Source organism: Burkholderia sp. Bp9012, from assembly GCF_003853825.1.
GTDB lineage: Bacteria > Pseudomonadota > Gammaproteobacteria > Burkholderiales > Burkholderiaceae > Burkholderia > Burkholderia diffusa.
This window is the reverse complement of the sequence record NZ_QTQA01000040.1, coordinates 14,320-39,990: the sequence shown is the minus strand read 5'-3', so window position 1 is coordinate 39,990 and position 25,671 is coordinate 14,320. Positions and strand designations below refer to the sequence as shown.

General features: G+C 62.3%; 20 protein-coding genes. 1 reads left to right on the top strand and 19 read right to left on the bottom strand.

Annotated elements, in window-relative coordinates; genetic code table 11:
- Positions 1-59: 59 nt before the first annotated feature.
- From DIE11_RS33430 to rfbB, 18 genes are all read right to left on the bottom strand, one after another.
- Complete coding sequence (locus tag DIE11_RS33430; RefSeq protein WP_124629596.1) at positions 60-1,943, bottom strand: nucleoside-diphosphate sugar epimerase/dehydratase; 1,884 nt, start codon at positions 1,941-1,943, stop codon at positions 60-62.
- 12 nt (positions 1,944-1,955) lie between these two features.
- Positions 1,956-2,972: a glycosyltransferase family 4 protein gene (locus tag DIE11_RS33425; protein ID WP_124629595.1), complete on the bottom strand. Its 1,017-nt coding sequence runs from the start codon at positions 2,970-2,972 to the stop codon at positions 1,956-1,958.
- A gap of 5 nt (positions 2,973-2,977) precedes the next feature.
- Positions 2,978-3,943 (bottom strand): SDR family oxidoreductase, encoded by a 966-nt coding sequence (locus DIE11_RS33420; RefSeq protein WP_124629594.1) that lies wholly within the window; start codon positions 3,941-3,943, stop codon positions 2,978-2,980.
- A gap of 485 nt (positions 3,944-4,428) precedes the next feature.
- On the bottom strand, positions 4,429-5,619 hold the full coding sequence (locus tag DIE11_RS33415) for a glycosyltransferase (RefSeq protein WP_124629593.1): 1,191 nt from the start codon (positions 5,617-5,619) through the stop codon (positions 4,429-4,431).
- A complete protein-coding gene (locus DIE11_RS33410; RefSeq protein ID WP_124629592.1) occupies positions 5,616-6,692 on the bottom strand; it encodes a glycosyltransferase family 1 protein in 1,077 nt (358 codons plus the stop codon). The genes DIE11_RS33415 and DIE11_RS33410 overlap by 4 nt, the downstream gene beginning before the upstream one ends.
- Positions 6,693-6,720: 28 nt before the next feature.
- On the bottom strand, positions 6,721-7,869 hold the full coding sequence (locus DIE11_RS33405; protein ID WP_124629591.1) for a glycosyltransferase family 1 protein: 1,149 nt from the start codon (positions 7,867-7,869) through the stop codon (positions 6,721-6,723).
- On the bottom strand, positions 7,866-8,783 hold the full coding sequence (locus DIE11_RS33400; RefSeq protein ID WP_124629590.1) for an NAD-dependent epimerase/dehydratase family protein: 918 nt from the start codon (positions 8,781-8,783) through the stop codon (positions 7,866-7,868). The genes DIE11_RS33405 and DIE11_RS33400 overlap by 4 nt, the downstream gene beginning before the upstream one ends.
- Positions 8,761-9,795: a GDP-mannose 4,6-dehydratase gene (gmd, locus tag DIE11_RS33395; RefSeq protein WP_059530360.1), complete on the bottom strand. Its 1,035-nt coding sequence runs from the start codon at positions 9,793-9,795 to the stop codon at positions 8,761-8,763. Before gmd ends, DIE11_RS33400 begins: the two co-directional genes overlap by 23 nt.
- Positions 9,796-9,855: 60 nt before the next feature.
- The gene (locus DIE11_RS33390; RefSeq protein WP_124629589.1) at positions 9,856-13,512 is read right to left on the bottom strand and encodes a glycosyltransferase; all 3,657 of its coding nucleotides are present in this window, start codon (positions 13,510-13,512) and stop codon (positions 9,856-9,858) included.
- A gap of 159 nt (positions 13,513-13,671) precedes the next feature.
- Positions 13,672-15,108 carry a PfkB family carbohydrate kinase gene (locus DIE11_RS33385; protein WP_124629588.1) on the bottom strand — a complete coding sequence of 479 codons (1,437 nt, stop codon included), beginning with the start codon at positions 15,106-15,108 and terminating at the stop codon, positions 13,672-13,674.
- Positions 15,109-15,199: 91 nt separating this feature from the next.
- Positions 15,200-16,594, bottom strand: a complete 1,395-nt coding sequence (locus DIE11_RS33380) for a bifunctional 2-polyprenyl-6-hydroxyphenol methylase/3-demethylubiquinol 3-O-methyltransferase UbiG (RefSeq protein WP_124629587.1) — start codon at positions 16,592-16,594, stop codon at positions 15,200-15,202.
- The gene (locus DIE11_RS33375) at positions 16,591-17,811 is read right to left on the bottom strand and encodes an ABC transporter ATP-binding protein (RefSeq protein WP_124629586.1); all 1,221 of its coding nucleotides are present in this window, start codon (positions 17,809-17,811) and stop codon (positions 16,591-16,593) included. Before DIE11_RS33375 ends, DIE11_RS33380 begins: the two co-directional genes overlap by 4 nt.
- Positions 17,811-18,605, bottom strand: a complete 795-nt coding sequence (locus DIE11_RS33370; protein WP_124629585.1) for an ABC transporter permease — start codon at positions 18,603-18,605, stop codon at positions 17,811-17,813. Before DIE11_RS33370 ends, DIE11_RS33375 begins: the two co-directional genes overlap by 1 nt.
- Positions 18,605-20,050: a mannose-1-phosphate guanylyltransferase/mannose-6-phosphate isomerase gene (locus DIE11_RS33365; protein ID WP_124629584.1), complete on the bottom strand. Its 1,446-nt coding sequence runs from the start codon at positions 20,048-20,050 to the stop codon at positions 18,605-18,607. The genes DIE11_RS33370 and DIE11_RS33365 overlap by 1 nt, the downstream gene beginning before the upstream one ends.
- Positions 20,051-20,191: 141 nt before the next feature.
- Complete coding sequence (gene rfbD, locus DIE11_RS33360; RefSeq protein WP_124629583.1) at positions 20,192-21,094, bottom strand: dTDP-4-dehydrorhamnose reductase; 903 nt, start codon at positions 21,092-21,094, stop codon at positions 20,192-20,194.
- Positions 21,087-21,638, bottom strand: a complete 552-nt coding sequence (gene rfbC / locus DIE11_RS33355; RefSeq protein ID WP_124629582.1) for a dTDP-4-dehydrorhamnose 3,5-epimerase — start codon at positions 21,636-21,638, stop codon at positions 21,087-21,089. Before rfbC ends, rfbD begins: the two co-directional genes overlap by 8 nt.
- The gene (rfbA, locus tag DIE11_RS33350) at positions 21,623-22,516 is read right to left on the bottom strand and encodes a glucose-1-phosphate thymidylyltransferase RfbA (protein WP_124629581.1); all 894 of its coding nucleotides are present in this window, start codon (positions 22,514-22,516) and stop codon (positions 21,623-21,625) included. The genes rfbC and rfbA overlap by 16 nt, the downstream gene beginning before the upstream one ends.
- An 11-nt stretch (positions 22,517-22,527) precedes the next feature.
- Positions 22,528-23,589, bottom strand: coding sequence for a dTDP-glucose 4,6-dehydratase (gene rfbB, locus DIE11_RS33345; protein ID WP_124629603.1), 1,062 nt, complete (start codon positions 23,587-23,589; stop codon positions 22,528-22,530).
- A gap of 345 nt (positions 23,590-23,934) precedes the next feature.
- Between rfbB and DIE11_RS33340 the strand changes: the two genes are divergently transcribed.
- On the top strand, positions 23,935-24,774 hold the full coding sequence (locus DIE11_RS33340; protein ID WP_124629580.1) for a symmetrical bis(5'-nucleosyl)-tetraphosphatase: 840 nt from the start codon (positions 23,935-23,937) through the stop codon (positions 24,772-24,774).
- Between the two features lie 33 nt (positions 24,775-24,807).
- On the opposite strand, the gene DIE11_RS33335 is transcribed toward DIE11_RS33340, so the two are convergent.
- Positions 24,808-25,665, bottom strand: a complete 858-nt coding sequence (locus DIE11_RS33335; protein ID WP_124629579.1) for a 1-acyl-sn-glycerol-3-phosphate acyltransferase — start codon at positions 25,663-25,665, stop codon at positions 24,808-24,810.
- Positions 25,666-25,671 lie beyond the last annotated feature (6 nt).

The following is a 25,671-nucleotide window of genomic DNA, read 5'->3' as shown; positions in this document are numbered from 1 at the left end:
ACGGGCGCTTTTTTCTTTTTCTGTTGGGCGTGACCGGCACACGCGCGCGGTAATAATTCTCACTCGCTCGATACCGCCCGCACATCCTGCACAATCTGCAGCAGGGGGGCAGCCGTCGACTGGTATTCCGGCACCCAGCGCCGCAGATCGCGCCGGACTTCGTCGTCGCTCAGCACACGATTCTGCATCAGCCACGGCAGCAATTCGTCGAGCAAATGCTCCGGCACTTCCCGCGCACGTGCGATCCGCAGTTTTGGGTGCGGCGTGCGCGTCGTCGTTTCGTCGTCCGCGAGCAGTTCCTCATAAAGCTTTTCGCCAGGCCGCAGCCCCGTGAACTCGATCCGGATCTGTCCCTCCGAGAAGCCGTACAGACGAATCAGGTCGCGCGCGAGATCGACGATCTTGACCGGTTCGCCCATGTCGAGAATGAAGATCTCGCCACCGTGCCCCATGCTCGACGCCTGCAGCACGAGTTGCGACGCTTCCGGAATCGTCATGAAGAACCGCGTGATCTCGGGATGCGTGACGGTCATCGGACCGCCCTTCGCGATCTGCTGCTGGAACTTCGGGATCACACTGCCTGCGCTGCCGAGAACGTTGCCGAACCGCACGGTCTCGAACTGCGTGCCGCCGCTCGTCTGCTGCAAAGCCTGGCATGCCATCTCGGCGAGACGCTTGCTCGCGCCCATGACGTTGGTCGGATTGACCGCCTTATCGGTCGAGATCAGCACGAAATGGCGGACGCCGTGCCGGATGGCCGCGCGCGCGACACGATACGTGCCAAGCACGTTGTTGCGCAGCGCCTGCCACGCATTGTGCTCCTCCATCAATGGCACGTGTTTGTATGCCGCCGCATGGAACACGATGTGCGGCGCATAGCGCGACATCACCTGGTCGAGCAGCAGCGAATCCTTCGCGTCACCGATGATCGGCACGACGGGGTGGTCGGGGAAGCGTTCCCGCAACTCCTCGGTGAGCCTATACATCGCGTATTCGGACAGATCGAACGCGACGAGCTGCGCAGGTGCAAAACGGAGGATCTGCCGGCACAGTTCGGAGCCGATCGAGCCGCCGGCGCCCGTCACCATCACGACGCGGCCGAGCAGCAGCGCTTCGACGTGCGGCGTGTCGATCGTCACCGCATCGCGGCCAAGCAAGTCCTCGAGGTCGATATTGCGCACCTGCGACAGGAACCCCTGCCCCGGCATCAGCGCGGTCAGCGACGGCAGCACCATCGCCTTCACGCCGGCGCGCACGCACAGCGTCGCAACGCGGCGCTGCGTTTCGACGGACGCCGACGGAATGGCGATGATCGCGTATTCGACCTTCATCGCATCGGTCCAGTGCTTCAGGTCGTTGAACGAGCCGAGCACCTTGTAGCCGTAGATCTCGCGCCCATGCTTGGTGACGTCGTCGTCAAGCAGGCCCACGAGGCGCCATTCGCCCGAACGCGACAACTCGCGCGCGAGGCTCGCACCCGCCGTACCGGCGCCGAGAACCAGCACGGGTTTGCCCTGCCCGACGAGGCCGCCGTACAGGTAGAACTCCTTCGTCGCGCGGTAGAGCGCACGGGCGCCGCCCATCAACAGGAACAGCATCAGCGGCGAAACGAGCAGCACGGAGCGCGGGATGATCGGCGACGGCTGGAACATCACGGCCCCGATCATCACGATCACGCCACCGCCGGCAACGGCCTTCGAGATTCGCATCAGATCGGGAAGGCTCGCGAACACCCACAGGCCGCGGTACAAGCCGAACACGTGGAACATCAGCGCGTAGACCGGCAACGTCCAGACGAGCGCGGTCATCGCGCCGCTCAGGAAATCAGACGGAACGCTACCGTTGAAACGAACGAGATAAGCGAACAACCACGACGCGACAACCGCCGTCAGGTCGAACAGGAAAGCACTCAGCGACAGCCACGATGCTTTGGATCGCAACATCGGCAGGAAACCTCAAGAGTTGTTTTCGGCGGCCGACTGAAACCGGCGCCAACGCACGTCGATCACCAACCCGATACATGCGAGGACGCCATACCATGCGAAAAACAACAGCCATTGCTGCTGTTCAGGGCGGCCCTTTGCCCACACGGCGACGATTATGCCTGCGAGCATGATGAGGTACCAATAAAGAGCAGTCCGGCGGTGACCTACGCCCGAGCGGACCATTCTTTGATAATAATGCTCCCGGTGAGCCTGCCAGAACTTTTCTCCGCGTAACAGGCGTCTCAAAAGTGTTACAGATGCGTCAGCGATAAAGGGCGCAAACACAAGCGCAGGAAACCAGATCGGCCAGGTCTCTGCACGCCACCCCCAGTAGCCGACCGCACCGGCCAGGAATCCCAGCGGAATCGAGCCTGCGTCGCCGAGAAACAGGCGGGCCGGATGAAAGTTGAGCAACAGGAAGCCGAACGCCGCACCGGCCACGGCCGCGCCAGCAACGACGAGATCGGGCGACGGGTTCGCGCCGGTCAGCGCCGCAACCGCGTAGGCACCGAAGCCAAACAGCGCCATGCCGCCCGCGAGGCCGTCGGCGCCGTCCATGAAGTTGTACAGGTTCGTCAGCCAGACCATCACGAAGCCGACGCCAACGAGCAGCCACCATGGCGCATCGGCCGGATAGGCGACAATCAGCGCAACCGCTGCCGCGAGGTGAGCCGAGAACCGCACACGGGCGGGCAGCCCGCGCCGGTCGTCGATCTGCGACATCGCGGCCAGCCCCGCAGCGGCGACGGCAATCAGCCACAACGCCGGCGCAAGCGCCAGCAATGCAACAACGCAGACCGGCACGATACCCCATCCGCCGACGCGCGGAATCGGCAGCGTATGGAGCGACCGATCGTTCGGAATATCGGTAGCGAGGCGCCATGCGAGGCCGGTCGCCAGCAGCATGCGCAGGATGGCCGTCGACGCGATGGCGGCGGCCAGCGCCACCACGACCGCGTAAGGCCATGTGGAGATCGGAAGATGCATGTCGACTATTGTTGTGTATCGCGCGAACGATACCATGCAGCGGTCGCTTCGAGGCCCTGGCGGGTCGTATAGGGCGGATGCCAGCCGAGCATGCGCCTGATCCGGCCAGTGTCGAGTTGCAGGCTACCGGTCAGGCGGTCGACGACCGCGCGGCGGCCCGTCAACGTCCCGATCGCACGCAGCAGCACCGGCGGCACCGCGATCAGCCGCGCCGGCTTGCCCAGCGCGTCGCCAACGAGACGCAGCAGGCCCGCAACCGACGGCGCGTCGTCGTCAGCAACATGAAAACATTCGCCGGCCGCGCGCGGGTCGATTGCGCAACGCAGCAGTGCATCCGCGAGGTTTTCGACGTAGACGATGCTGCGACGCGCCGAAACGGCGCCGAGCGGCAATGGAATCCCTCGCGCAACCGCATCCATCATCCTCAGGAAGTTGGCGCGGACCGCTGGGCCATACACGAGCGGGGGACGAACGACGACGACCTCGAGCCCTGCCGACGCGCCGAACTGCGCGAGTTGTCGCTCCGCGCGCAGCTTCGAGCGACCGTATGCATCCTGTGGATCGGGTTCGAATACTTCCGACAGCGGTACACCGTCATCGCCCTCGCCAACCGCCTTGATGCTGCTCGCGAACACGATGCGGCGGACGCCGTGATTGCGCGCTGCCTCGGCGAGACGCAAGGTGCCGACGACATTGGTGGCATCGAACGCGGCGTCGGGATCGGGCGACTCGTCGCGCATCACATGCACGCGGGCAGCGAGATGGATCACGCAATCGGCAGCCAGGTCGGTCGGCCACCCCTCGTCCAGACCATCAAAATCGGCGGTGCCGTGCACCCATTCACGCACGCCATCAATGCAGCCGCCCGGTCGCCGCACCAGTGCGGTAACGGTGAGCCCGGCCTGTCGTGCGCGGCGGCAAACCGCTCGGCCGACGAAACCGTTCGCGCCGGTGACAACGAGATGAGTCATCGCACCCTCCGGCTTTGTCGGCTGACGCCTCGGCGAGGCGATGTGCGCCCGACTGTCGCGCGTGCAGACAGCGCGGGCCGACGCACACCGGACCGGCACTTGAGAACAGAAACGGAGGCAGAGGCGAACACGTCGGAATCTCGAAAACGGAAAGCATGTCGATCGCTGGCACCGTTTTCAATCGGCGCCGCGCGACAGGCATTCGGCAGCGCGTCAAAGTGCGCGCTGCCAGATGCAATCATAGGGAAAGACAAAGTGATGTTCGGGTTCCGAATCGGATGAAAGCACCGCGTGACGCGGCGCGGCTCGTCGCCCTTGCAGGGCGTCCGCTTCGCCACCCGGCAATCCCGCCCGAAGGCCAATGTCCACGCGCCGGTTGTGCCGCATCGATGCCCGGGCATTGTAACCTTGCCTATTGGTAGCGACCAAGCCGTGCGCCCCACGCCCGTGACTACCGGGGCTACGCGTGCTGGAAGCGCCGTCGCTCAGGCCAGCAACGTACCCACCTTGTCGACGAGCGGCGCGAGCATCCGTTCCCAGCCGTGCTCGCGCTCGACGAAGGCTCGCGCTCGCGCCGTCATCTCGATCGCCGCGGACTCGTCGGTGATCAATTGCTCGATGCGTTCGGCGAATTCCTCCGGTGTATCCGCAATCAGCAAATCGCGGCCGCTTTGCGCACCCAGGCCCTCATGGCCCAGCGACGTGGTGACCACCGGCAGCCCGAGCGCCATGTATTCGAGAATCTTGTTCTGCACACCTGCACCGATGCGCATCGGGCACACGCCGATTGCGCCGTCGGATGCGGCCTGCGCGACCGACTCGACTCGGCCCGTCACGTCGACGCCGTCATATGCGCGAAATCGTTCAGCGAGTGTTGGCGCGATGGAGCCGACGATACGGAAGCGGTAATCGGCACGCTTGCGCAGCAACGGCAGTACGGCCTCCGCGAAAAAATGACACATGTCCTGGTTCTGGACCGTGCGCATGTCGCCGATGAAGATCAGGATCCGGCTCGCCATGCTGCGCGCCATATACGGCAGACCTGACAAATCGACGCCGTTCGAGCACACCATCACTTTCGCGGCGGATGCGTTCGGAAACAGATAGTCGCGATCGGTCCGGGACACCAGCACCGACAGGTCGAAATCGTTGACGATCGTGCGCTCGTAGTCGAGCAGGCGCTTCGCCTCAATGCCGAACACGCGCGACTTCAGTCCGCGCGCTTTCTTCAGCTGCTTCACTCGGCTGTAGTTGAGCGAGATCGCATCGGTCATTTCCAGGATGCGCGGCTTGTCGGACTTGCGTACATACTCGGCACAACGCACGAGATGCACGAAGGCGCCGTCGTGCGACGGCAGCAATCGCGCCACCGCCGCAGCAAACGTGCGGCTCCGGTAGTACGCGACCTGGAGCGGCGTGCGCGTAGGCAACGCGAGCAGCGTATTCAGGTACGATCGGCGGCGAGACAGAAAGACCCGTTCGACCCGGTCGAATACGCCATCGTCCGGCAACGCGGCGTGCATCTCCTCGTCGGTCTCGCACATGCTCAGCAGCGTCAGCGAGTAATGGCGGGACAGCACGCGGCACAGATGGTAAATCCGCAGCTTGTCGCCGCCGATCACCGGATACGGAAACCGCGGCGTCAGCACCAGCAGCTTCTTCTTGACCTGGTTCATGGTAGATGCGCCCAGAAGTCCTGAATCAACGGACGCACGGCCGACTCCGAGAAGGACCGTGCGCGGGCCACGCCGTCGCCGATCGCGACGTCAAAGCGCGTACCATCGCTCCATACCCTGCGAATCTGCTCCGCCATGTCTTCCACCGAAAAAGGATCGAACTGCAGGCCGCAGTCGCCGACCACCTCGGGCATCGACGTCGTATTGCTGCACGCAACGGGGGTACCCGACGCCATCGCTTCCAGCAGCGGAATGCCAAACCCTTCGAACAACGAAGCGAAGATGAAAGCGCGCGCGTGCCGATACTGCTCGCGCAGTTCGTCCCGCGAAATGTAGCCGAGCAACTCGACCGCACCCGCGAGCCCGAGTGCCGCCGCCCGCCCGAGAAAATGCGCGTGATGTTCCGACTTGATTCCCGCGATCCTCAGCGTAGCGTCATCGCCGAGCGCCGGGCGCGCGACCGCGAACGCCTGCAGGAGGCGATCGACGTTCTTGCTCGGTACTTCGCCCGCGACCGTGAACAGGTACGGCCGGCGCGCCGCCGGACTCACCGGTGCGTCGAACCAGTCATCCGAGATCATGCATGGGATGACGTGCACGTCGGCCTCGTTCAGCCCGAACGTCTCTACCAGTTCTCGTTGCGTAAACCGCGAGATGGTCAGCACGACGTCGGCCCGGCGCGCCAGCCGCGGCACCACATGGCGACGGTACACGCGCCCGGCGGTCTGATACAGCGACCGCGCCGGCGGCAGCACGCTCCACGGCTGCATGTAGATCAGATCGTAAATGACCGCGATCAGCGGCGTGTTGCCCGTGGAGCGTAACGGCCCCGTGTTGTACGGGCACAGTAGATAGTCCGGCTTCTGCTCGCGGCACAACCGCGGCAACTCGACCTGCTCCCACCACGGGAAGAAACCACGCCCTTCGCTGACGCACGACCATTCGTCGGTGCTCACCCCGCTTGGCGCGAAGCCCAGCACCGACTCGCTGATCGGCGCCACCAGTTGACGGGCGAAGCGCCCCATGCCGCGGTAGTTGCCCACCATCCAGGTGATGTCCACCCCCAACTTCACGCGGTGCTCCTCGAAGCGAATTGATTCATTAACGACGTGTTCCGCCCAGGACAGCTTCGTAGACGGCCAGCGTCTGCTGCGCGCAGGCCTGCCAATTCAGCGCTCGCGCCCGTGCCAGCCCGGCCTCGCGAAGCACGTCTGCCCGGCCGGGCTGCTCGACGATCATTCTCATGCCGTCGGCAATGTCGCCGGTACGGGAAGGATCGACCAGGATTGCCGCGTCGCCCGCGACTTCTGGAACGGACGTCGTGCTGGAGGCCACGACCGGTAGCCCCGACGCAAAAGCTTCCACGACGGGCAACCCGAAACCCTCACACAGCGACGCGAACACAAGCGCAGTTGCCGACTGGAGCAGCGCGCGTACGTCATGGTCAGGCAGATACTCGAGCCACCGAACGCAACCGCTCTCGTCCGCGCGCAAGCGTGCAACGAGTTGCTCGCAGCCCCACCCGGCCCGGCCGACGATCACCAGCGGGATATCGCGGCGCAAGCCGGCCGGCAAGCTCGCATGTGCGTCAACGACCCGCTCGAGATTCTTCCGCGGCTGCAAGGTCCCGACGCACAGGAAGAATTGCGCCGGCAAGCCGAGCCGCTTCAATACCGCCTCGCGCTCGGCCTGGTCGATCCGTTCGAAGAATCGGGGATGGACACCCAGCGGAACCACCGAAATCCGCTCCGGCGCGATGCCGAAATGCTCGACGATTTCCCGTTTGGAGTAGTCGGAAATCGTGATCACATGGTCGGCCCAGGTGCCTGAACGACGCAGTAGCCAACGACGCAGCGCCGCCAACCGGATCGTCGTCCACTCCGGATGCGACAGTGGAATCGCGTCCATCAGCGTCGCGATGACCGGTATCGAGGACAGCTTCGGAATCAGGTGATCCGTCGCATGAAACACGTCCACGCGCTCCGCGCGCAGCGCCTTCTCGTCGATCGACGTCCACGGCGTCACGGCGCCCAGCACCGTCGCGACTTCATGCCGACCGAGATTCACCGGCGGCCGCGCACCCGGAAATACGTCGTCGCCGACGGTCGCGCCAAAACCGGCGGGAACGAGGCCGATTCCGCCCCGCGCGATCAGCGCCTGTCCCAGTTCGCGCGTATAAGAACCGATGCCGTCGACGCCGCCGTGCGCACGGCTCCGTGCGAGGGCCGTCGTGCCGAAACCGACCTTCACCCACGCCCTCCGCCAAACATCCAGCGCAGCGTGCTTTCCAGCGGTATGTCCTCGAGCGGGCCGATGGCGGCCTGCAGCCGCGTACTGTCGCCCTGCAACCGGCGCACTTCGTTCGCGCGCACGAAAGCCGGATTGACGCGCACTTCGATCGTGTATCCGGCAATCTGCTCCATCATCGCGATCACCGCCTTCAGCGACACCGCGCGGCCGGAGCACACGTTGAACACCCCGCCGGCCGGTGCGAGTTGCAGCAAGCGCCGATAGGCATCCACGACGCGACGCACGTCGGAGAAATCGCGCTCGACGTCGATATTGCCAAGTTCGATCACGCGCTCGCCGCGCTGGAAATGGCTGACGATCTTCGGCAGCAGAAACTGCGGCGACTGCCCGACGCCCGTATAGTTGAACGGACGCGCGACAACGATCGGCAACTTGTCGCACCACAGGCGCGCCATGTACTCCATCGCCAGCTTGCTTACCGCGTAGTCGTTCGCAGGGTTGGGCTCGACCGATTCGTCGATGACTTCGACCGCCGCGTTGCCGTAGATGTTGGCACTGCTCGCCAGCAGAACCGCCTTTGGACGACGCTCCAGATTCGCGAGCGCATCGAGCAGATTCCGCGTGCCGACCACGTTGGTGCGATAGATCGCGTCGGTGTCACCGTGCGCGACAAACGCGATCGCGGCGAGATGCGCGACCACGTCCGGCTGCACGTCGGCGACGACCTGTGCGAGCGCCGCGCGGTCGCACAGATCTACCCGATACATATCAGGCCCCATCGCTTCGGAACCGTGCGTCGTACCGAACACGCGATAACCGGCCGCCCGCAACGACTGCGCCAGAAAGTCGCCGGTAAAGCCGCCGAGCCCCGTCACCAGGGCCCGCGGCGCGTCAGAACGAGAAGCCGAGTTCATTGCGACGCAAATCCGCTTCAACCATCATTGCGCACAGCTGCTCGAGCGTCGTCGTCGGCTCCCAGCCCAGCTTCTGCTTCGCCTTCTCCGGGTTGCCGATCAGCAGGTCGACTTCGGCCGGACGATGGAACTTCGGATTGACGCGCACAACCGTCTTGCCGGTCGCGACATCGACGCCGACTTCATCCACGTCGCTGCCCTTGAACTCGAGATCGACACCGGTGGCCTTGAACGCCATGCGGACGAAATCGCGGACGGTTTCCGTGCGATTCGTGGCGAGAACGTACGTGTCCGGCTCATCGACCTGCAGCATGCGCCACATACCTTCCACGTATTCCTTCGCGAAACCCCAGTCGCGCTTCGCGTCCATGTTGCCCAGTTCGAGCACGTCGAGCTGACCCAGCTTGATCTTTGCGACGGAGTCCGTGATCTTGCGCGTGACGAACTCGCGGCCGCGCAGCGGCGATTCGTGATTGAACAGGATCCCGCTGCAGCCAAAGATATCGTAGCTTTCGCGATAGTTCACCGTAATCCAGTGCGCATACAGCTTGGCGACGCCATACGGGCTGCGCGGATAGAACGGCGTCGATTCGATCTGGGGGATCGCCTGCACCTTGCCGAACATTTCGGACGTGCTCGCTTGGTAGAAGCGGATCTTCGGATTGACGATGCGGATCGCCTCGAGCAGGTTCAGCGGACCGATGCCGGTGATTTCCGCAGTGGTGACCGGCTGGTCGAAGGATACGCCGACAAAGCTTTGCGCGGCGAGGTTGTAGACTTCCGTGGCACCGGTCGTCTGCAGCAGGCGGATGCTCGCCGACAGATCCGTCAAATCGTATTCGATCAGATGCAGGTTCGGGTGCTTGGCGATGCCAAGCTCTTCGATACGCCAGAAGTTCACCGAGCTGGTACGGCGATAGGTGCCATACACCTGATAACCCTTCTCGAGCAGGAGCTGGGCGAGATAGGCACCGTCTTGGCCAGTGATGCCGGTAATGATGGAAACTTTCATATTTTGAGAATTCATCTTAAGTTCTCTTGCAAAATCTTTATCGGATGATTGACGGCAATGTCACTCGGTCTCCGCGGGTACTTCCAAGCGGGTGACGGGCTTGATGACCTGTCGCATCGGTAATACGCTGTCCAGCAATTGCTGAACAGAGGCTTGCCAGGTCAGGGTGGGCATTCCCTCGGACTTTGGGTGTGCGCCTTGCCGATACAGCGTGAGCCAGTGCGTCACGGCCTCCGTCAACGCTTCACCACTGGTGCCATGGAAATAATGTGCATGGTCCACCGCTACCTCGCGGAACACCGGCAAATCTCGCGCCAATATGGGCAGATGCTTGCGACCCGCCTCGATCAGCGGCAACCCGAAGCCTTCCCCTTCCGACGCCGCAAGCAGACAGCAACATGCGCCGTAGACCTGCTCCAGGTATTCATCGCTGATGCTCTCCAGCCAGAATAGCCGTTTTCCGAACTCGGGATGCGCTCGCAGACGTGCAACCAGCTTCTCGACCAGCCACCCGGATTTGCCGACGATCACCAGATTGACCGCCGTACCTTCCTGCCAGAGTTGCTCGAAAGCCGCCAACGCCTGCGCATGGCCTTTGCGCGGCTCGACCGTCCCCACCATCAAAAAGCTGGGAGCCGCGCGCAGTGCCCTGAGTATACGAGGCGCGTCGCTTGGCATGCCAGAGCTCGGGTGCGAATTCTGCACATCTGCGCCGTAATGGAACCAGCCCACTTCAAGCGTTCCCTGGCGCTGAGGCTGATGCGCCTGCAACCATTGCGTGAACTCGTCCGCCACCGTTCGGGAACCGCACACGACACCGTCATAACGGGAGATCGTATTCAGCCATTTCTCGAACAGGGCCTCGCTCCCCGGCGCGAAGTAGCTGGGCATCTGCACGCACAAGAGGTCGTACACGACAAACTGGATACGAACGCCCTGACGCGACATTTCATCGAGAAATGCTTCCTGAACGCCAATGCCGTATGGGTTCAGATCCAGCCCCAAAAAGACATCGCCTGCCTGAAAATCAATGGGATCTTCCTGCACTGCGCCGGGGTCATCCTGCCCCATGAAGCGCGAACGCAGACGTTTCGCATAAAAATAACCCGTTCGGTCATGCGTTGCGTAGACGGGCCACACCTCGAAGTCCTTCGGCGGGTCTTTGAGCAGTTCGCTCAGAATGCTTCGGACGACGCGTTGAATCCCGGTCCGGGCATCATGGCTGACCAGTTCCGATACATCGACAAATAACGTGCGGCGCGTTCGCGTAGGCAAGCTGAGCGCGATGCCCTGTGCGACTTGACTCAACTCGTCTTCGTTGCATTGACGTACCAAAGGCGCGAGGGCCTGGAACAGCTTCTTGCGCGTCGACTTGATGCTCGGACGTGACTGTGCAATCGGCAGCGCCGCACCGTTCTGAGCGAGCAATTCCTGGCAGCGGGCATACACCTCGTCCACCGCGATGTCATCGAGACAGAAAAAGTTGTGCGGACAATCGCGTCGCGCAGGAATGTGGCAGGGTGAGCAAGCCGCCTCATTATGCAAGACATAGCTGTTGCCGAACACCGGCGCCCATTCGTGTGCGGTTTCCAGCCCGCCATAGACCCCCAGCGCCGTCACACCCAGATAGGCTGCCATGTGCGCGCCGCCGGAATTGTTGGCGACGCACAACTGGTGGCCGGCGAGATGCCGCATCAGTTCGGGGATGCTGAGCCCCACTTGAATCACCACTTTTTCAAGGCCGTCGAAGCTGAAACGCTGGGCTTCTTTGTCGCTGGCAAAGAAAACGCTGACGAGTTCCACTGTGGAATCCGCGGCCAGCCGTCGGGCCAGTTCGTGGAATCGCGCAACAGGCCATTCCTTTGCATCGCCACCGGCGTAGGGAAACAGCGCAACCGCACGAGTATGCTGTTGCAAAGGGGCCGCGAGCGGCGGCAACTCGACATAGTCGGACGGATGAGCCGGTAGTGCGTCGACCAGAGCCAGCATCTGCTCGCTGATCGAAACGCGATTCAGCGGCGTTTCCACGAACGGCAGGTCTTGATATGTGGGCAGTGCGATGTCGAGCTTGGCATCGATGGCCGGGTTGAGACTGCCATAGCCGACCTTGAGCCCCGCCTCGACTTGTGCCAGGACGAACCGTGTATCAGGCTGTCGCCTCAAATCGATAGCCAGGTCGTAGAAACCCAGCTGCTTCACGAATTCACCCAACGAACCGTCGGACAGCTCCGCCTGCAACGAAGATTTGCGCTTGAAATAGTCGAGCGTCAACACCCGGTCGAAGAACGGCAGGGTCTGCGCCAAAGCCTGATTCCAACTCCCCACCACTACGTCGATGCCGGCCTTCGGGTATCGTGCGCGCAGACGAGAAATAGCCGGCACCGCCAGCAGCAGATCCCCCATATGATCCAGTTTGAGCAGCAGGATCCTCTTGATCTTCGGCTCGAACAACGTGGTGCGCTCGAAGGTCACGGCTCGCCCCGTCCGTGACTCACGGGTTCGCTCGAAGGGGGCAATGGCCCGCAACACGAGCTTGGCGCTGCGATCCCACGAGAATGCCTGCGCCTGAGTCCTGGCGTTCTCCAGCAATCGAGCGCGCAGGCCCTCGTCGGTAAGCGCCTGATGCATCTTGGCGCTGATGGCCGGAACCGACTGCGGATCAAAGAGCGCCTCGGGGCTGCCCATGACTTCCGGAAGGCTCGCGGCGTCGGCAGCGATCACCACGGCGCCGCATGCCATCGCTTCAAGCGGCGGCAAGCCAAACCCTTCGTGCAGAGAAGGGAAGACAAACAGGCGGCAGGTACTGAACAACGCCAGCAGCTCGTCATCCGAGATGTAATCGCTGAACAACAGCTCGTCGGCATGTAGGCCGACGCGTCGTGCATGAGCACGAAGCGCGCTCACTTCCGACTGCGGCATTCGACCGACAAACAGAAGCTGGTGGTGGTGGCGCGACGTATCCGGCAGGTCGGCGAACGCCTCGATCAGACGCGGAAGGTTCTTGCGGGCATCGGCTCCACCCGTGTACATGATGAAAGGCTTGGTTACCCCCAGGCGTTTATTCAGGGTCGCCAGTTGGTCTGCATCGGGCACGACGCGGGTAAACATCTCGTCGCAAGCACCCGACACATTGGTCACTTTCTCGGGCGAAAAAGGCAATGCACCCAGCGCCTCCTGCCGGGCACTTTCCGAGATCGCAAGAAGATGCCGTGCCCGCTTCAGGTTTTCGATGCGGTCTGCATAGTAGCCGCGATAAACAGGGTTCGTCCGGTATTGCTCGTCCGGGTTGATCAGCGGAATCAGGTCGTAAAGTATGACCGCGGTCGGCAGCGGTTCACCCAATGCCCCGATGCTGATGACTGCATCATCCCCCAACCCCTCGAACAGACTGGTAACCAACACGATATCGGGATCGAGCGTTTCCAGAAACGCCTCGCGCACCCGTTCAGCGACGGCACGACGCGACGCATTTTGCGGGTCGACCCAGCGCATCGGCCCCGGCGCCTGCCAGACGCGAATCCGCTCCTGCGGCACCAAACCTCGAAATGCCTGACGGATCGGCCCGATGGTCTCGGGGAACAGTCCACTGAGGGCCAGGTAGATTTCATGGTGTCCCGCATTGCGGGCAATGGCAAGCGCCAAGGAAAGGGAATAGCGTCCGATGCCACGGAAGCGGCTCTCGGTTTGCGCTCCCTGCATGTCAATAACGATTCGCATGGTTGTCCTACTTTACTTGACCTACCGACGCCCACGAGGCCGTCGTGACTCCGGAACGATCCGGCGCAACAGCGCATCGGGGCGCGCTGACGGAAAAGGCCCATCCGAAGAGCAGCCTCGAGTGGCAATAGCGGCGCTGAACCGTGATCCAGAGCAAGGTCATTGATCACGCACCGCGCTGATCTCCGGAACGACACGCGCGGTCGGGTAGCCGTCATGGAATGCGAGCGCGGCCACTCGGCCTCCCCGGGCACTTACCGCGTCATGGCCAACGATGTCATGGACCTGGTAATTGCCACCCTTCACGAGAACGTCGGGCTCAAGCGATTCGATCAGTTTCAACGGTGTCGGCGCGTCAAACTCCACCACGTAATCCACTGCTGCCAAGCCAGCCAGCACTTCGGCGCGATAGCCAAAAGAATGGAGTGGATGCCCCGAACCGTGGAGTTCGCGCACCGATGCGTCGGCATTGAGCGCCACGACCAGAATGTCGCCCTGTGCACGCGCTTCGTCGAGGAAGCGGATATGTCCAGGGTGCAGGGTGTCGAAGCAGCCGTTGGTGAATACGACGACTTCCCCTCGCTGCCGATGCGCCAGCAGCAGCTTCCCGAGGGTTTCCTCATCCACCAGCTTGGGGGCGCGCTGGCGCGACGGATACAGCTGATCGCGAACCTCGTCCGCAGAGACCACATAGGTACCGGAATGAGATACGGCGATGCCAGCCGCCACATTGGCGATATGCACCGCCTCGGATACCGGCGTACCGCGGGCCAGCGCCAGTGCCAGTGCCGAGAGTACGGTATCGCCGGCGCCCGATACATCGAAGACATCCCGCGCGTGCGTGGGGATGCTACCCAGATGGCCGTCCTTGCTCACGTAGACCATGCCCTTCGCGCCACGGGTCACGACGAGATGCCGCAAGTTCAGTTCACCCAGCACCTGCTGTGCCCGCTCCAGCAGTTCATCGTCGGACGTATAGTCGCCGAACAGCCCGATGAATTCGGAATTGTTCGGTTTGAGCAATGTTGCGCCGCGATAGAACGCGGGGTCGGTCCGTTTCGGATCAACCAACGTGGGAACATTCAAGGCCGCTGCCGCCGCCAGAAATTCCGGCAGATGGTCCAGCGTACCCTTCGCATAGTCGGAAAACACGATCAGGTCATGATCGGATGCGACTCGCCTGAACTCTTCGAGCAGGAGCGCCTGAGTACGCGCCGTCGGCCGCACGTCGCGATCGACGCGGGCGATCTGCTGCGCGCCCGCCATCAAGCGGGTCTTTTGCGTCGTGCCGCCCTCCGGGTCCGACACGAACATCGTCTGTACGCCGTACCCCTGCAGGCACTTCTGAAGCTCGATGGACGCGCTGTCGTGACCGACCACCGCCAGCAGTGTTGCGTCCCCGCCCATGGCGCTGACGTTGGCTGCCACATTCGCAGCACCACCTGGCCGATTTTCTTCGCGACCGACCGCCAGAACGGGAACCGGTGCCTCGGGAGAAATGCGAGAAACGCCACCGATGACGTAGCGGTCGAGCATGATGTCGCCAACTACCAGAATTCGGGGTCTGGTGGCATGAGCAGGCTGGGGTTTATGCATAGGGGACGTCATTTCCAAAGCAGCACTTAGCATTGTTGCCGGCACGCCATTCAAGCGCGCAGCAGTTCCATCAATTCGGTTGGGCGCATCGTCACCGGGATTCGGACGCGCGCGTGGCGGCCCGGAGCTCCTCGAGCACTTCACGGACCGACTCCGGCAAAGCGCGTTGAGACAGGGGAGAACCGACTGCAGCGTTCGCCGACGGTGTCACGACCGTGCGCAATCGACGGTCCAGGGACGGACTCATCCTCACCAACCTGAGGGCCGCACGCTTCAATGCCGGCCGCTTCGCCAGCTCGGCCGCACCGACTCTGAGTGCGCCCTTGATTCGCGCCTTGATCCCTGACAGCAACCTGCGTTCGCGGATTGCAGACGTCAATCTGCGCAGCGGAACGCCGATCATGCGCACCGGCTTCGACACGCGCCAAGACGTGCTGTGCAGCACGGCATGCAACACTTCATTCGCATGCCGGGCCTGCGCCTCGGCATGTTGAGCCCGCGCCTCCACGGCGCCAAGCTGGTTCTCCGCATGCTGGCGCAACTCCTCCGCATGCCGACACCGCTCCTCTGCAAGCTTGAGCCGGTCCTCGGTAACCCGCCGTTGCCCTGCATCCAGATCGGCTTCGACGGACTGAAGGCGCTCCTGGGCCAGATGTAGTTGCTCGCTGATCACACGAACCAGTTCGTCTAGCCGCTCGACGCCCGCCTCGGCCTTTTCCGTCCGGAGCCTCTCGGAATCGGTTCGCGCTTCGTAACGGTCCGCCAGTTGCTCCAGCGACAAGCCGTACTCGGCCGCGAACATCTGAGCAAATTTCTCCTTGATTTGCGGATCGGCGGCCTTCTGGGCGACGACGGCATAGTCGGGACTCGCCCCCCGTATCACGTCCAGCAGAGACACCGCACGATCAGGATTACGCAACGCCGGCGACTCCTGCAACCGGAGCGTCTTTACCGTCTCGAATCCACCATGCTCGACCACGAACGACAGCAGCAGCGACGGAATCGGCTTCTGATGCGTGGGATCCAGATGAAAGTTGTTGGTCGCGACAGCGATATTTTCCGGGTTCGGCGTCTCGAGGATCAGCAAACCACCCGGCTGCAATACCCGCAATGCCTCCGAAACAACCGTCTGCAACTGCTCGAAGGTAATGTGTTCGACGACATGGAATGCCGAAACGACGACCTGGCTGTCGGACGCCAGCGTCTTGAGATAGGCCACCGCATCGCCCTGCGTCGCGGGCAGGCCGCGCTCCTCGCAGGCTTGCAGCATACCGGCGTCCAGATCCACGCCGAAAGGCGTCAAACCTTGTTCGGACATCAGTTCCAGCCACTCGCCACGGCCACAGCCGAGATCGAACGCACGGCCGCCCGGATAGATCGATGCCAACGGCTCGACGAACGGCAGATACTGCCTGCGGATGCTCTTGATGAGGTCCCGGGGCGCGTAATAGCGTTCTTCAAATGCCCGGTAGAAATTGTCACTCACGACACCACCTTCGCCTGTGTCGGCATCCACGTAATTCCGACGAATTCGCTCACGTTGCCGTTCACCATATTGAATGTAAGGGCGTGATCCCTCCACTCGAAGTTGTTCTGCATGTGCGTACTGCCCGTATGCAACGCCACGGCAACTGAATAACTGCCTGGGCCGATATTCGCCAGGAACTCGAAATCGACCGTCGCATTCGCGCCCGCAGCCACATCGCCGATGTCGGACTTGAGATTGTGCGTGTTGGTACCGAAGACGGTCTGCCCCAGTCTGTCCTTGATCATGAAGCCCATGACCAGGTCCTGCACGGACTCACGACATTCGGCAGATATCCTCAGCGTCACAGGCTGCCCGACATGAGCGACGTCGATCGGCCTGCCGTCTCGATTCAGCAGCTCAACCTTGTCGATCGTGACTTCACCCGTACCGGAAATCGTCTGGACCTTGCCGCTCTCGAGCACCTCCTGGCGCACCTCCTGGTCCTGATGGTCCGCCAGCATCGCGTTGTAGTAATCCATGACCGCTTCGGGCGTGCCTTCCATCTCCAACCGCCCGGCATTCAGCAGGATCGCGCGATCGCAGATGGCCTGAATCGCGGCCTTGTCGTGCGCGACGATCAACAACGTCGTGCCCTGCTTGCGAAACTCCCGGATGCGATCGAAGCTCTTGTGCTGGAAATAGGCATCGCCGACCGAGAGCGCCTCGTCGACGATCAGAATGTCCGGACGGCGGGCCGTCGCGACACTGAACGCGAGACGCACCTGCATCCCGCTCGAATACACGCGCACCGGCTGGTCGATGTATTCGCCGATTTCGGCGAACGCCTCGATTTGCGGCATCAACGCGACAATCTCCTCGACGCTGTAACCGAGCAGTTGTCCCGCCATCATCACGTTCTGGCGCCCGGTGAAGTCCGCATGGAACCCCATTCCCAGTTCGAGCAACGCGGCAATCTGACCGGTTCGCGTTACGTTGCCGACGGTCGGCTGCGTAGTTCCGACAATCATTTTCAACAGCGTGCTTTTGCCGGCACCGTTGATGCCGACAATACCCAGCGCCTCGCCGGAACGAACCGAGAAATTCACGTCACGCTGCACCCAATGCAGCGTGTGATGAGGTTTGCCGCGCGGATCCAGCCACTCGAGGAGGCGCGACCATCGCGTTGGATACTGCTTGTATGCCTTGCCAAGATTGGTAACGGTAATGGTACCCATCAGAGTTCATCCACCATTTCACCCGCATGCTTGCGGAACAAACTGAAGCCTGCGAGACACAGCACAATGCTCAATACGAACGGATACAACAGCGTCGACCAGTCCGGCCAGAGGTGTTGCACCATCATGACCTGGAAGGCTTCGATCACGGGCGCCATCGGGTTGAAGCGCAACGCCTCCTGTGCAGACTTGGACAAAATGTCGGCCGCGTAAACAACCGGCGTCAGCCAGAACCAGAAATTCAGCACGATCCCGAAGAACTGCCCCACGTCGCGAAAGAACACGTTCAACACCCCGAGCGTAATGCCCAGTCCGATGGCAAACAACGTCATCAGGGTCAGCACAGGAATGGCGGCGAAATAGACCAAACCCGGGAAATTGCCCGTGATCAGCAAGAACACCGTAAACAACCCGAACACGATCGCGAAATTGACCAGCGAATTGATCACGACAATGATCGGCAGACACAGCCGCGGAAAGCTCAGCTTCTTGAGCAGGTTCGCGTTGTTGACAAAGGTGTTCTGGCCGTTGCTGACGATTTCCACAAACATGCCCCAAGGCAACACACCGGCACACAAGTGAATGCTGTACGCAAACGTGCTGTCGACCCCGGGCAAGCGGGCATGCATGACCCGCGAAAAGATCACCGTGTACACGACGATCATCGCAAGCGGATTGAGCACGGTCCACGCCGCACCAAGCAGGGAATTGCGGTATTTGGATTGGAATTCCCGCTTGACGCTGCCCAGAATGAAACCGCGATAGTCCCAAAGGACTTTCAACATCCCTAGCATCACGCCCGCCCGTAAACGTCCTGGAAGCGAACGATGTCGTCTTCCCCGAGATACTCGCCGCTTTGCACCTCGATCATCACGAGATCCAGCACGCCGGGGTTCTCGAGTCGATGCTTGTGGCCTGCGGGAATGTACGTCGATTCATTGGTACGCACGAAGATTTCCTGATCTCCGTTCACGACCTTGGCCATTCCGGATACGACAATCCAGTGTTCGCTGCGATGATGGTGCATTTGCAGACTCAGGCTGGCGCCCGGCTTGACTTCGATACGCTTGATCTTGAAGCGAGGCCCTTCTTCCAGCACGGTATAAGTGCCCCAGGGACGGCTGACGGTGCGATGCAACTTGTACGCTTCGTGATTCTGTTTCTTCAGACGAGCCACGACTCGCTTCACGTCCTGCGCGTAATCGGGATGTGCAACCAGCAGCGCATCCGGCGTATCGATAATCATCAGATCAGCCACGCCCACGGCCGCGACCACCCGATCCTGGCTCTGCACGTAGGTATTCCGGCTGTCGACGAAGATTGCTTCGCCGACGGCGCGGTTGCTATCCGCGTCCGGGGCGACCAGTTCGCGAATCGCCCCCCAAGAGCCGATATCGCTCCACCCGAAACTGGACGGCACGACCGCCACGTTCGTCGAACGCTCCATTACCGCGTAGTCGATCGAGATGTCGGGCATCTTTGCGAAAGACTCCGAAGGAATCTCGAGCATCTGCGCCGATGTGTTGTTTGCCATCAGCGACGACCAGCACGTCTCGGCTGCTGTCGCGACGTCCCGGGCATGGCGGGCCATTTCGTCCAGAATGACGCCTGCCTTGAAGCAGAACATCCCGGAATTCCAGAGATAGTTGCCCGCAGCAAGATATTCGGCTGCCTTGTCGGCATCGGGCTTTTCGACGAAGCGCAGGACGGCCCGGCCTGCGCCGATCGTCTCTCCTGTCTCGATATAACCGAAGCCCGTGTCCGGGCGCGTCGGCACGATGCCGAACGTCACCAGTTTGTCCTGGTTCGCCAGTTCAACAGCACTCGCGACCGCGGCGGAAAAGCCTTGCTGATCCTGAACCAGATGATCGGCCGCGAGAATCAGCATCAGCGCATCGCGCCCGTACTTTTCCGCGACGTGATGGGCCGCCATTGCGACTGCAGGTGCCGTGTTGCGACCGGCGGGTTCGAGCATGAATGCGCCGGGCAGAGATTCACCGAGCTTCACGCCCGTGAACTCATCCTTGCTCATGAAGTAGTAGTCGCGGTTGGTGACCGTCAAGATCTCACGGTGCTGCGACCCTGCATCACTGCCGACCACGGCCGCCGCACGGCGATAGGTTTTCGAGAGCAGGCTCTCGCCGTCCGCAAGCTTCATGAACGGTTTGGGGTGCCCTTCACGGGAGACCGGCCAAAGTCGCGTGCCTGCGCCACCAGACAGGATGACGGGGATCAACATCACTTTCACTCCAGATTTGGTTTTCCAACCGCGAAAGGAAGGCTTTCCACCGCCTTTCGCCTTTTGATTCAACAGCCCGTCAGCAAAAAATATCAACCGTTTAGGCCAACTTAGTTGGGACGAAATTATAGCCGACGCACCCTACTCACCCAGGCAGAGCCTCAGTGCATCGTCCCATGCAGGCATCGTCACGCCGAACGTTCGCGCCAGCTTTTCCAGCGCCATCCGCGAATTCGCCGGGCGCTTCGCCGGAACCGGATACTCGCTCGCCGAAATCGGCAATACCTTCGGCGCAAGTTCGCCCATCGCGTGCTCAAGAATCGCTTGCGCGAAGCCGTGCCACGACGTCGCGCCGGACGACGTGTAGTGATAGATGCCGGAACGCTTCGCCCACCAATCGGCGACATCATCCGCGGCGGCTTGCTGCGCGATGATGTGCGACGTGACGACAGCGATCGTCCGGGCCCAGGTCGGCGCACCGACCTGATCGGCCACGACACGCAACTCCGGCCGCTCCTTGCCGAGCTTCAGCATGGTCAGCAGGAAGTTCTTTCCGCGCCGCCCGTACACCCAGCTCGTCCTGAGAATCAAATGCGCACACCCCGTCGTCGTGATCGCCTGCTCACCTTCAAGCTTCGTCGCGCCGTAAGCATTCACGGGATTCGTCGCGTCGGTTTCCGTATACGCGCCCGCCTTCCTCCCATCAAACACGTAATCGGTCGAATAATGAATCAGCGCGCCGCCGGTGCGCGCCATCTCCTCGGCGAAGATGCGCGGCACGTCTGCATTCAAGCGGCGCGCGGCGTCGACTTCGGTCTCGGCCCTGTCCACCGCCGTATAAGCCGCTGAATTCACGATGAGGGATGGCTTCAGGTCCCGTACGAATGCGCGCACTCGATCGAGATCCGAAAGATCCAGCATCGACCGATCGCACGGCACCACACGTCCGAGCCCTTGAAGCGACCGCAGCAATTCGAACCCGACCTGGCCGTTCACGCCAGTCACGAGGATCGTCGGTTCAGGATGCATCCCACCCTCACGCATAGACTTCCGCCTCGCTCAAACGCTTGCCCGCCGCGTCCTTCGGAGCCAATACCGGTGCCGCATCGATCGGCCACTCGATCCCGATTTCGGGATCGTCCCACACGATGCAACGCTCGTGCTCCGGATACCAGTAGTCGGTCGTCTTGTACAGGAACTGCGCGGCCTCCGACAACACGACGAAGCCATGCGCGAAGCCGGGCGGCACCCAGAGCTGGCGGTGGTTGTCGGCGGAAAGCGTCACGCCGACCCACTTGCCGAAGGTCGGCGAACTACGACGGATATCGACGGCAACGTCAAATACCTCGCCTTCCACCACGCGCACGAGCTTCCCCTGCGCATGCCGAACCTGATAGTGCAACCCGCGCAGCACGCCGTTCGCCGAACGCGAATGGTTGTCCTGCACGAATTCGATGCCAGGCCCGATATGCTCGGCGAATTCCCGCCCGTTAAAGCTTTCGTAGAAATATCCGCGCGCATCGCCGAACACCTTCGGCTCGATGAGCTTGACTTCGGGCAGCGCCGTTGCCGTTACTTGGATTGCCATGCGACCTGACTCGTGAGAAGACTGGTGAGGTACTGACCGTACGCGTTCTTCGACAATGGCTCGGCCAGTTTCTGTACCTGTTCCGCATCGATCCAGTTGCGGCGGTACGCGATTTCCTCGGGGCAGGCGACCATGAGGCCCTGACGCTTCTGAAGGGTCGCGATGAATGTCGCGGCCTCGATCAGTGAATCATGCGTTCCGGTGTCGAGCCATGCGTAGCCGCGCCCCATGATCTCGACATTCAGCGCGGCCGCAGCGAGATAGCGCGAATTGACGTCGGTGATTTCCAGCTCGCCCCGCGGCGACGGCTTGATGTCCGCCGCGATGTCGCACACGCAATTGTCGTAGAAGTACAGGCCGGTGACGGCATAGTGCGAACGCGGTTTGGCCGGCTTTTCCTCGATCGACACGGCACGGAAGTCCCGGTCGAACTCGACGACGCCGTAACGCTCCGGATCGTGCACGTGATAGGCAAACACCGTCGCGCCCGTATGCTGCGCGTCTGCGCGCTCGAGCTGCTTCGCCAGGTCGTGACCATAGAAGATGTTGTCGCCGAGGATCAGCGCCGACGGATCCCGACCAACAAATTCCCTGCCGATGATGAATGCCTGAGCAAGGCCGTCCGGCGACGGCTGCACAGCGTACCGGATATTCATTCCCCACTGGCTGCCGTCGCCGAGCATGGCTTCGAAGCGCGGGGTGTCCTGCGGCGTCGAGATGATCAGGACGTCGCGAATGCCCGCGACCATCAGCGTCGAGAGCGGGTAATAGATCATCGGCTTGTCATAGACCGGCAGCAGCTGCTTCGAGACCGCATGCGTGATCGGATACAGACGCGTGCCGGAACCGCCGGCGAGAATGATGCCCTTACGTGCCATCGATGAACTCCTCAAGCGCGCTCTGCGTAGTTGGTTTCCACCCACTTGCGGTATTCACCCGAGGCCACCTCGTTGACCCACACCTGGTTGTCGAGATACCACGCGACCGTCTTCGCCAGACCGGTCTCGAACGTCTCCACGGGCTTCCAGCCGAGTTCGCGCTCGAGCTTGCGCGCATCGATCGCATAACGACGATCATGGCCGGGACGGTCCGTCACATAGGCGATCTGGTCGCGGTACGAACCCGCCGCCTTCGGGCGGGCCTTGTCGAGCAAATCGCACAGCGTATGCACGACTTCGAGGTTCTTCTTCTCGTTCCAGCCGCCGACGTTGTAAGTCTCGCCGGGCACGGCGCGCGCGAGCACTTCACGAATCGCGCTGCAGTGGTCGCCGACGTACAACCAGTCGCGCACGTTCTGCCCGTCACCATAGACGGGCAGCGGCTTGCCGGCGAGCGCATTGGCAATCATCAGCGGAATGAGCTTCTCGGGAAACTGGTACGGACCGTAGTTGTTCGAGCAGTTCGTGGTAAGCGTGGGCAGGCCGTACGTATGATGATAGGCGCGCACGAGATGATCGGAGCCGGCCTTCGTTGCCGAATACGGGCTGTTGGGCGCGTACGGTGTGGTTTCCGAGAACTGCGGATCGGTGGCCGACAGCGAGCCGAACACTTCGTCCGTCGATACGTGCAGAAAACGGAAGGCCGATTTGTCTGCTTCGCTCAGGCTGCTCCAGTATGTCCGTGCGGCTTCGAGCAGCGTAAACGTGCCCACCACATTGGTCTGAACAAAATCCGCCGGCCCGTGAATCGAGCGATCGACATGGCTTTCAGCGGCGAAATGCAGGACAGCGCGAGGCTGGTATTCGGCGAACAGCGCATCGAGCGCGGCGCGATCGCAAATGTCGGCGCGTACGAACACGTGTTTCGGGGTCCCGTCCAGCGATTGCAGCGTGCGAAGGTTGCCAGCGTAGGTCAGCTTATCGACATTGAGCACAGCCTCGTCGGAATGACGCAGCCAGTCGAGTACAAAATTTGCGCCGATAAAACCCGCGCCACCCGTCACCAGGATCATGAGGCTCCCTTTAGTCGTCCGCGGCAGACCCCGAGCACGAGCCGCCCTCATTTCGAACAGCGACAACGCCAAGGTGCGCGTCGCTCAAGGCGGGCATTCTAACTTCTCACCGAGACCGTCAAAGTCATGAAATGCTAATTTTGTCGAGGAAACGGTAATTATAGGAAGCAAGCCGCTGCAAAAGCCATGTTGCTAACAACTTGAAACACGGGCACGCATTCGGCAACACGGATGAAATTATGTTTTAAATCAATATGTTAAGCTGGCACAATATTGTACCTGAGCACGCTGTCGCAATCATGCTTTTCCCATTCAGCATCAGGACTTGCACAACCACCACCACTCATGCCGCCCATCCCCATCGCCATCGGCGACATTCAAGGCTGTCATTCAGCTTTCCAGTCGCTGTTCGACAAGCTTTCAGCCCCCGCCGACACCCCACTCTGGATCGCCGGCGACATCGTCAACCGCGGCCCCGACTCTCTCGCCGCGCTGCGTGCGATGGTCGACCTCGGCCCGCGCGCGACCGTCGTGCTCGGCAACCACGACCTCCACCTGCTCGCCGTCTCGGCCGGCATCCGCACGGAACGCCCGGGCGACACGATTGGCGAAATTGTCGACGCCCCCGACGCCGATGCACTGCTCGACTGGGTACGCCACCGCCCGTTCGCGCACTTCGAACACGGGATGCTGCTCGTCCACGCAGGCGTGTTGCCGCAATGGGACACCACGCTCGCACTGGAACTCGCGGACGAGCTGCAACGCGCGCTGCGCGCCCCCGATTGGCGCGACACACTGCAAGGCCTGTACGGCAACGAGCCGAACCAATGGAGTCCGAACCTAAAAAAACGCGACCGGATGCGCGTCGCATTCAACGCGTTCACGCGCCTGCGCTTCTGCACGCCGGACGGCACGATGGAGTTCAAGGCGAACGGCGGCCCCGACAGCGCGCCGCCCGGCTATGTGCCGTGGTTCGACGCACCGGAGCGCCGCACCGAAAACGTGACCGTCGTATTCGGGCACTGGGCCGCGCTCGGCCTGATGCTGCGCGACAATATCGTCGCGCTCGATTCCGGATGCGTGTGGGGAAATCGGTTGTCGGCCGTACGACTGACGGCCGACCCGGCGCAACGCACGGTCACGCAGGTGCAGTGCGAAGCATGCCGTGCGCCGGGCGGCGAATAGCCTGCCCGCGTCGCACCGGGGCGCAATGAAGCCTTACCCCTCGCGCCCCGCCACCGGCTCTTCGGCCGCCGCATCGCCCGTCGCCCCGGCGCCGACTTCGGTCACCGGATACGCATGCTTCTCGAGCTCCGCGAGCGCGTCGGGCGACGGCTTGCCGACCTTCGCCTGCATCGCTTCGAGTGCAGCGGCGATCGCGTCACGCGCGGCAGCAGAGGTCGCGCGACGGTCGCCACCCGGCGCAATGGGCTCGCACACGTACAGATGCGCGACCAGCGGGCCGCCGCGCAACACCATGTCGAGCGACTTGCCGAGCGACAGTTCGCCGGTATAGGCCGGCGTGACCGACTGCCGCCCCTGTGCATCCTCGTACATCAGGCAGATCGGCTGCACCGCGGAGCCTGCCGACACCGCCGCCTGGAACAGGTTCGCGTGAAACGGCAGCAGCCCCTGCCCGTCCGACGTCGTGCCTTCCGGAAACACGCACATCACGCCGCCGTTGCGCAGTCGCTCCGCCATCTCGTGCATGACGCGCATCGCCTCGGTACGCTTCTCGCGCTGCAGGAACACTGTGTCGAGCTTCTCGGCCAGCCAGCCGACCACCGGCCACTGCCGCACCTCGGCCTTCGACACGAACGGCGTCGGCCGCCACGCATTGACGGTGTAGATGTCGAGCCACGACACGTGGTTGCCGACGACGAGCGCGCCCGCGTCGAGGCGCGCGCCGTCGTTGTGGACGACGAGCCGCATCCCGCAGATCCGCAACAGCTTGAGCGACCAGCGGCGCGTGAGCTCGAGGCGCCGCGGGGCGCTCACGTGCGAAAAGCGCAGCGCGACGGTCGCCATGCCGCGCAGCAGGTGAACGACGAGACGCAGCTTGCGAAGTGCGATCATGGCGAA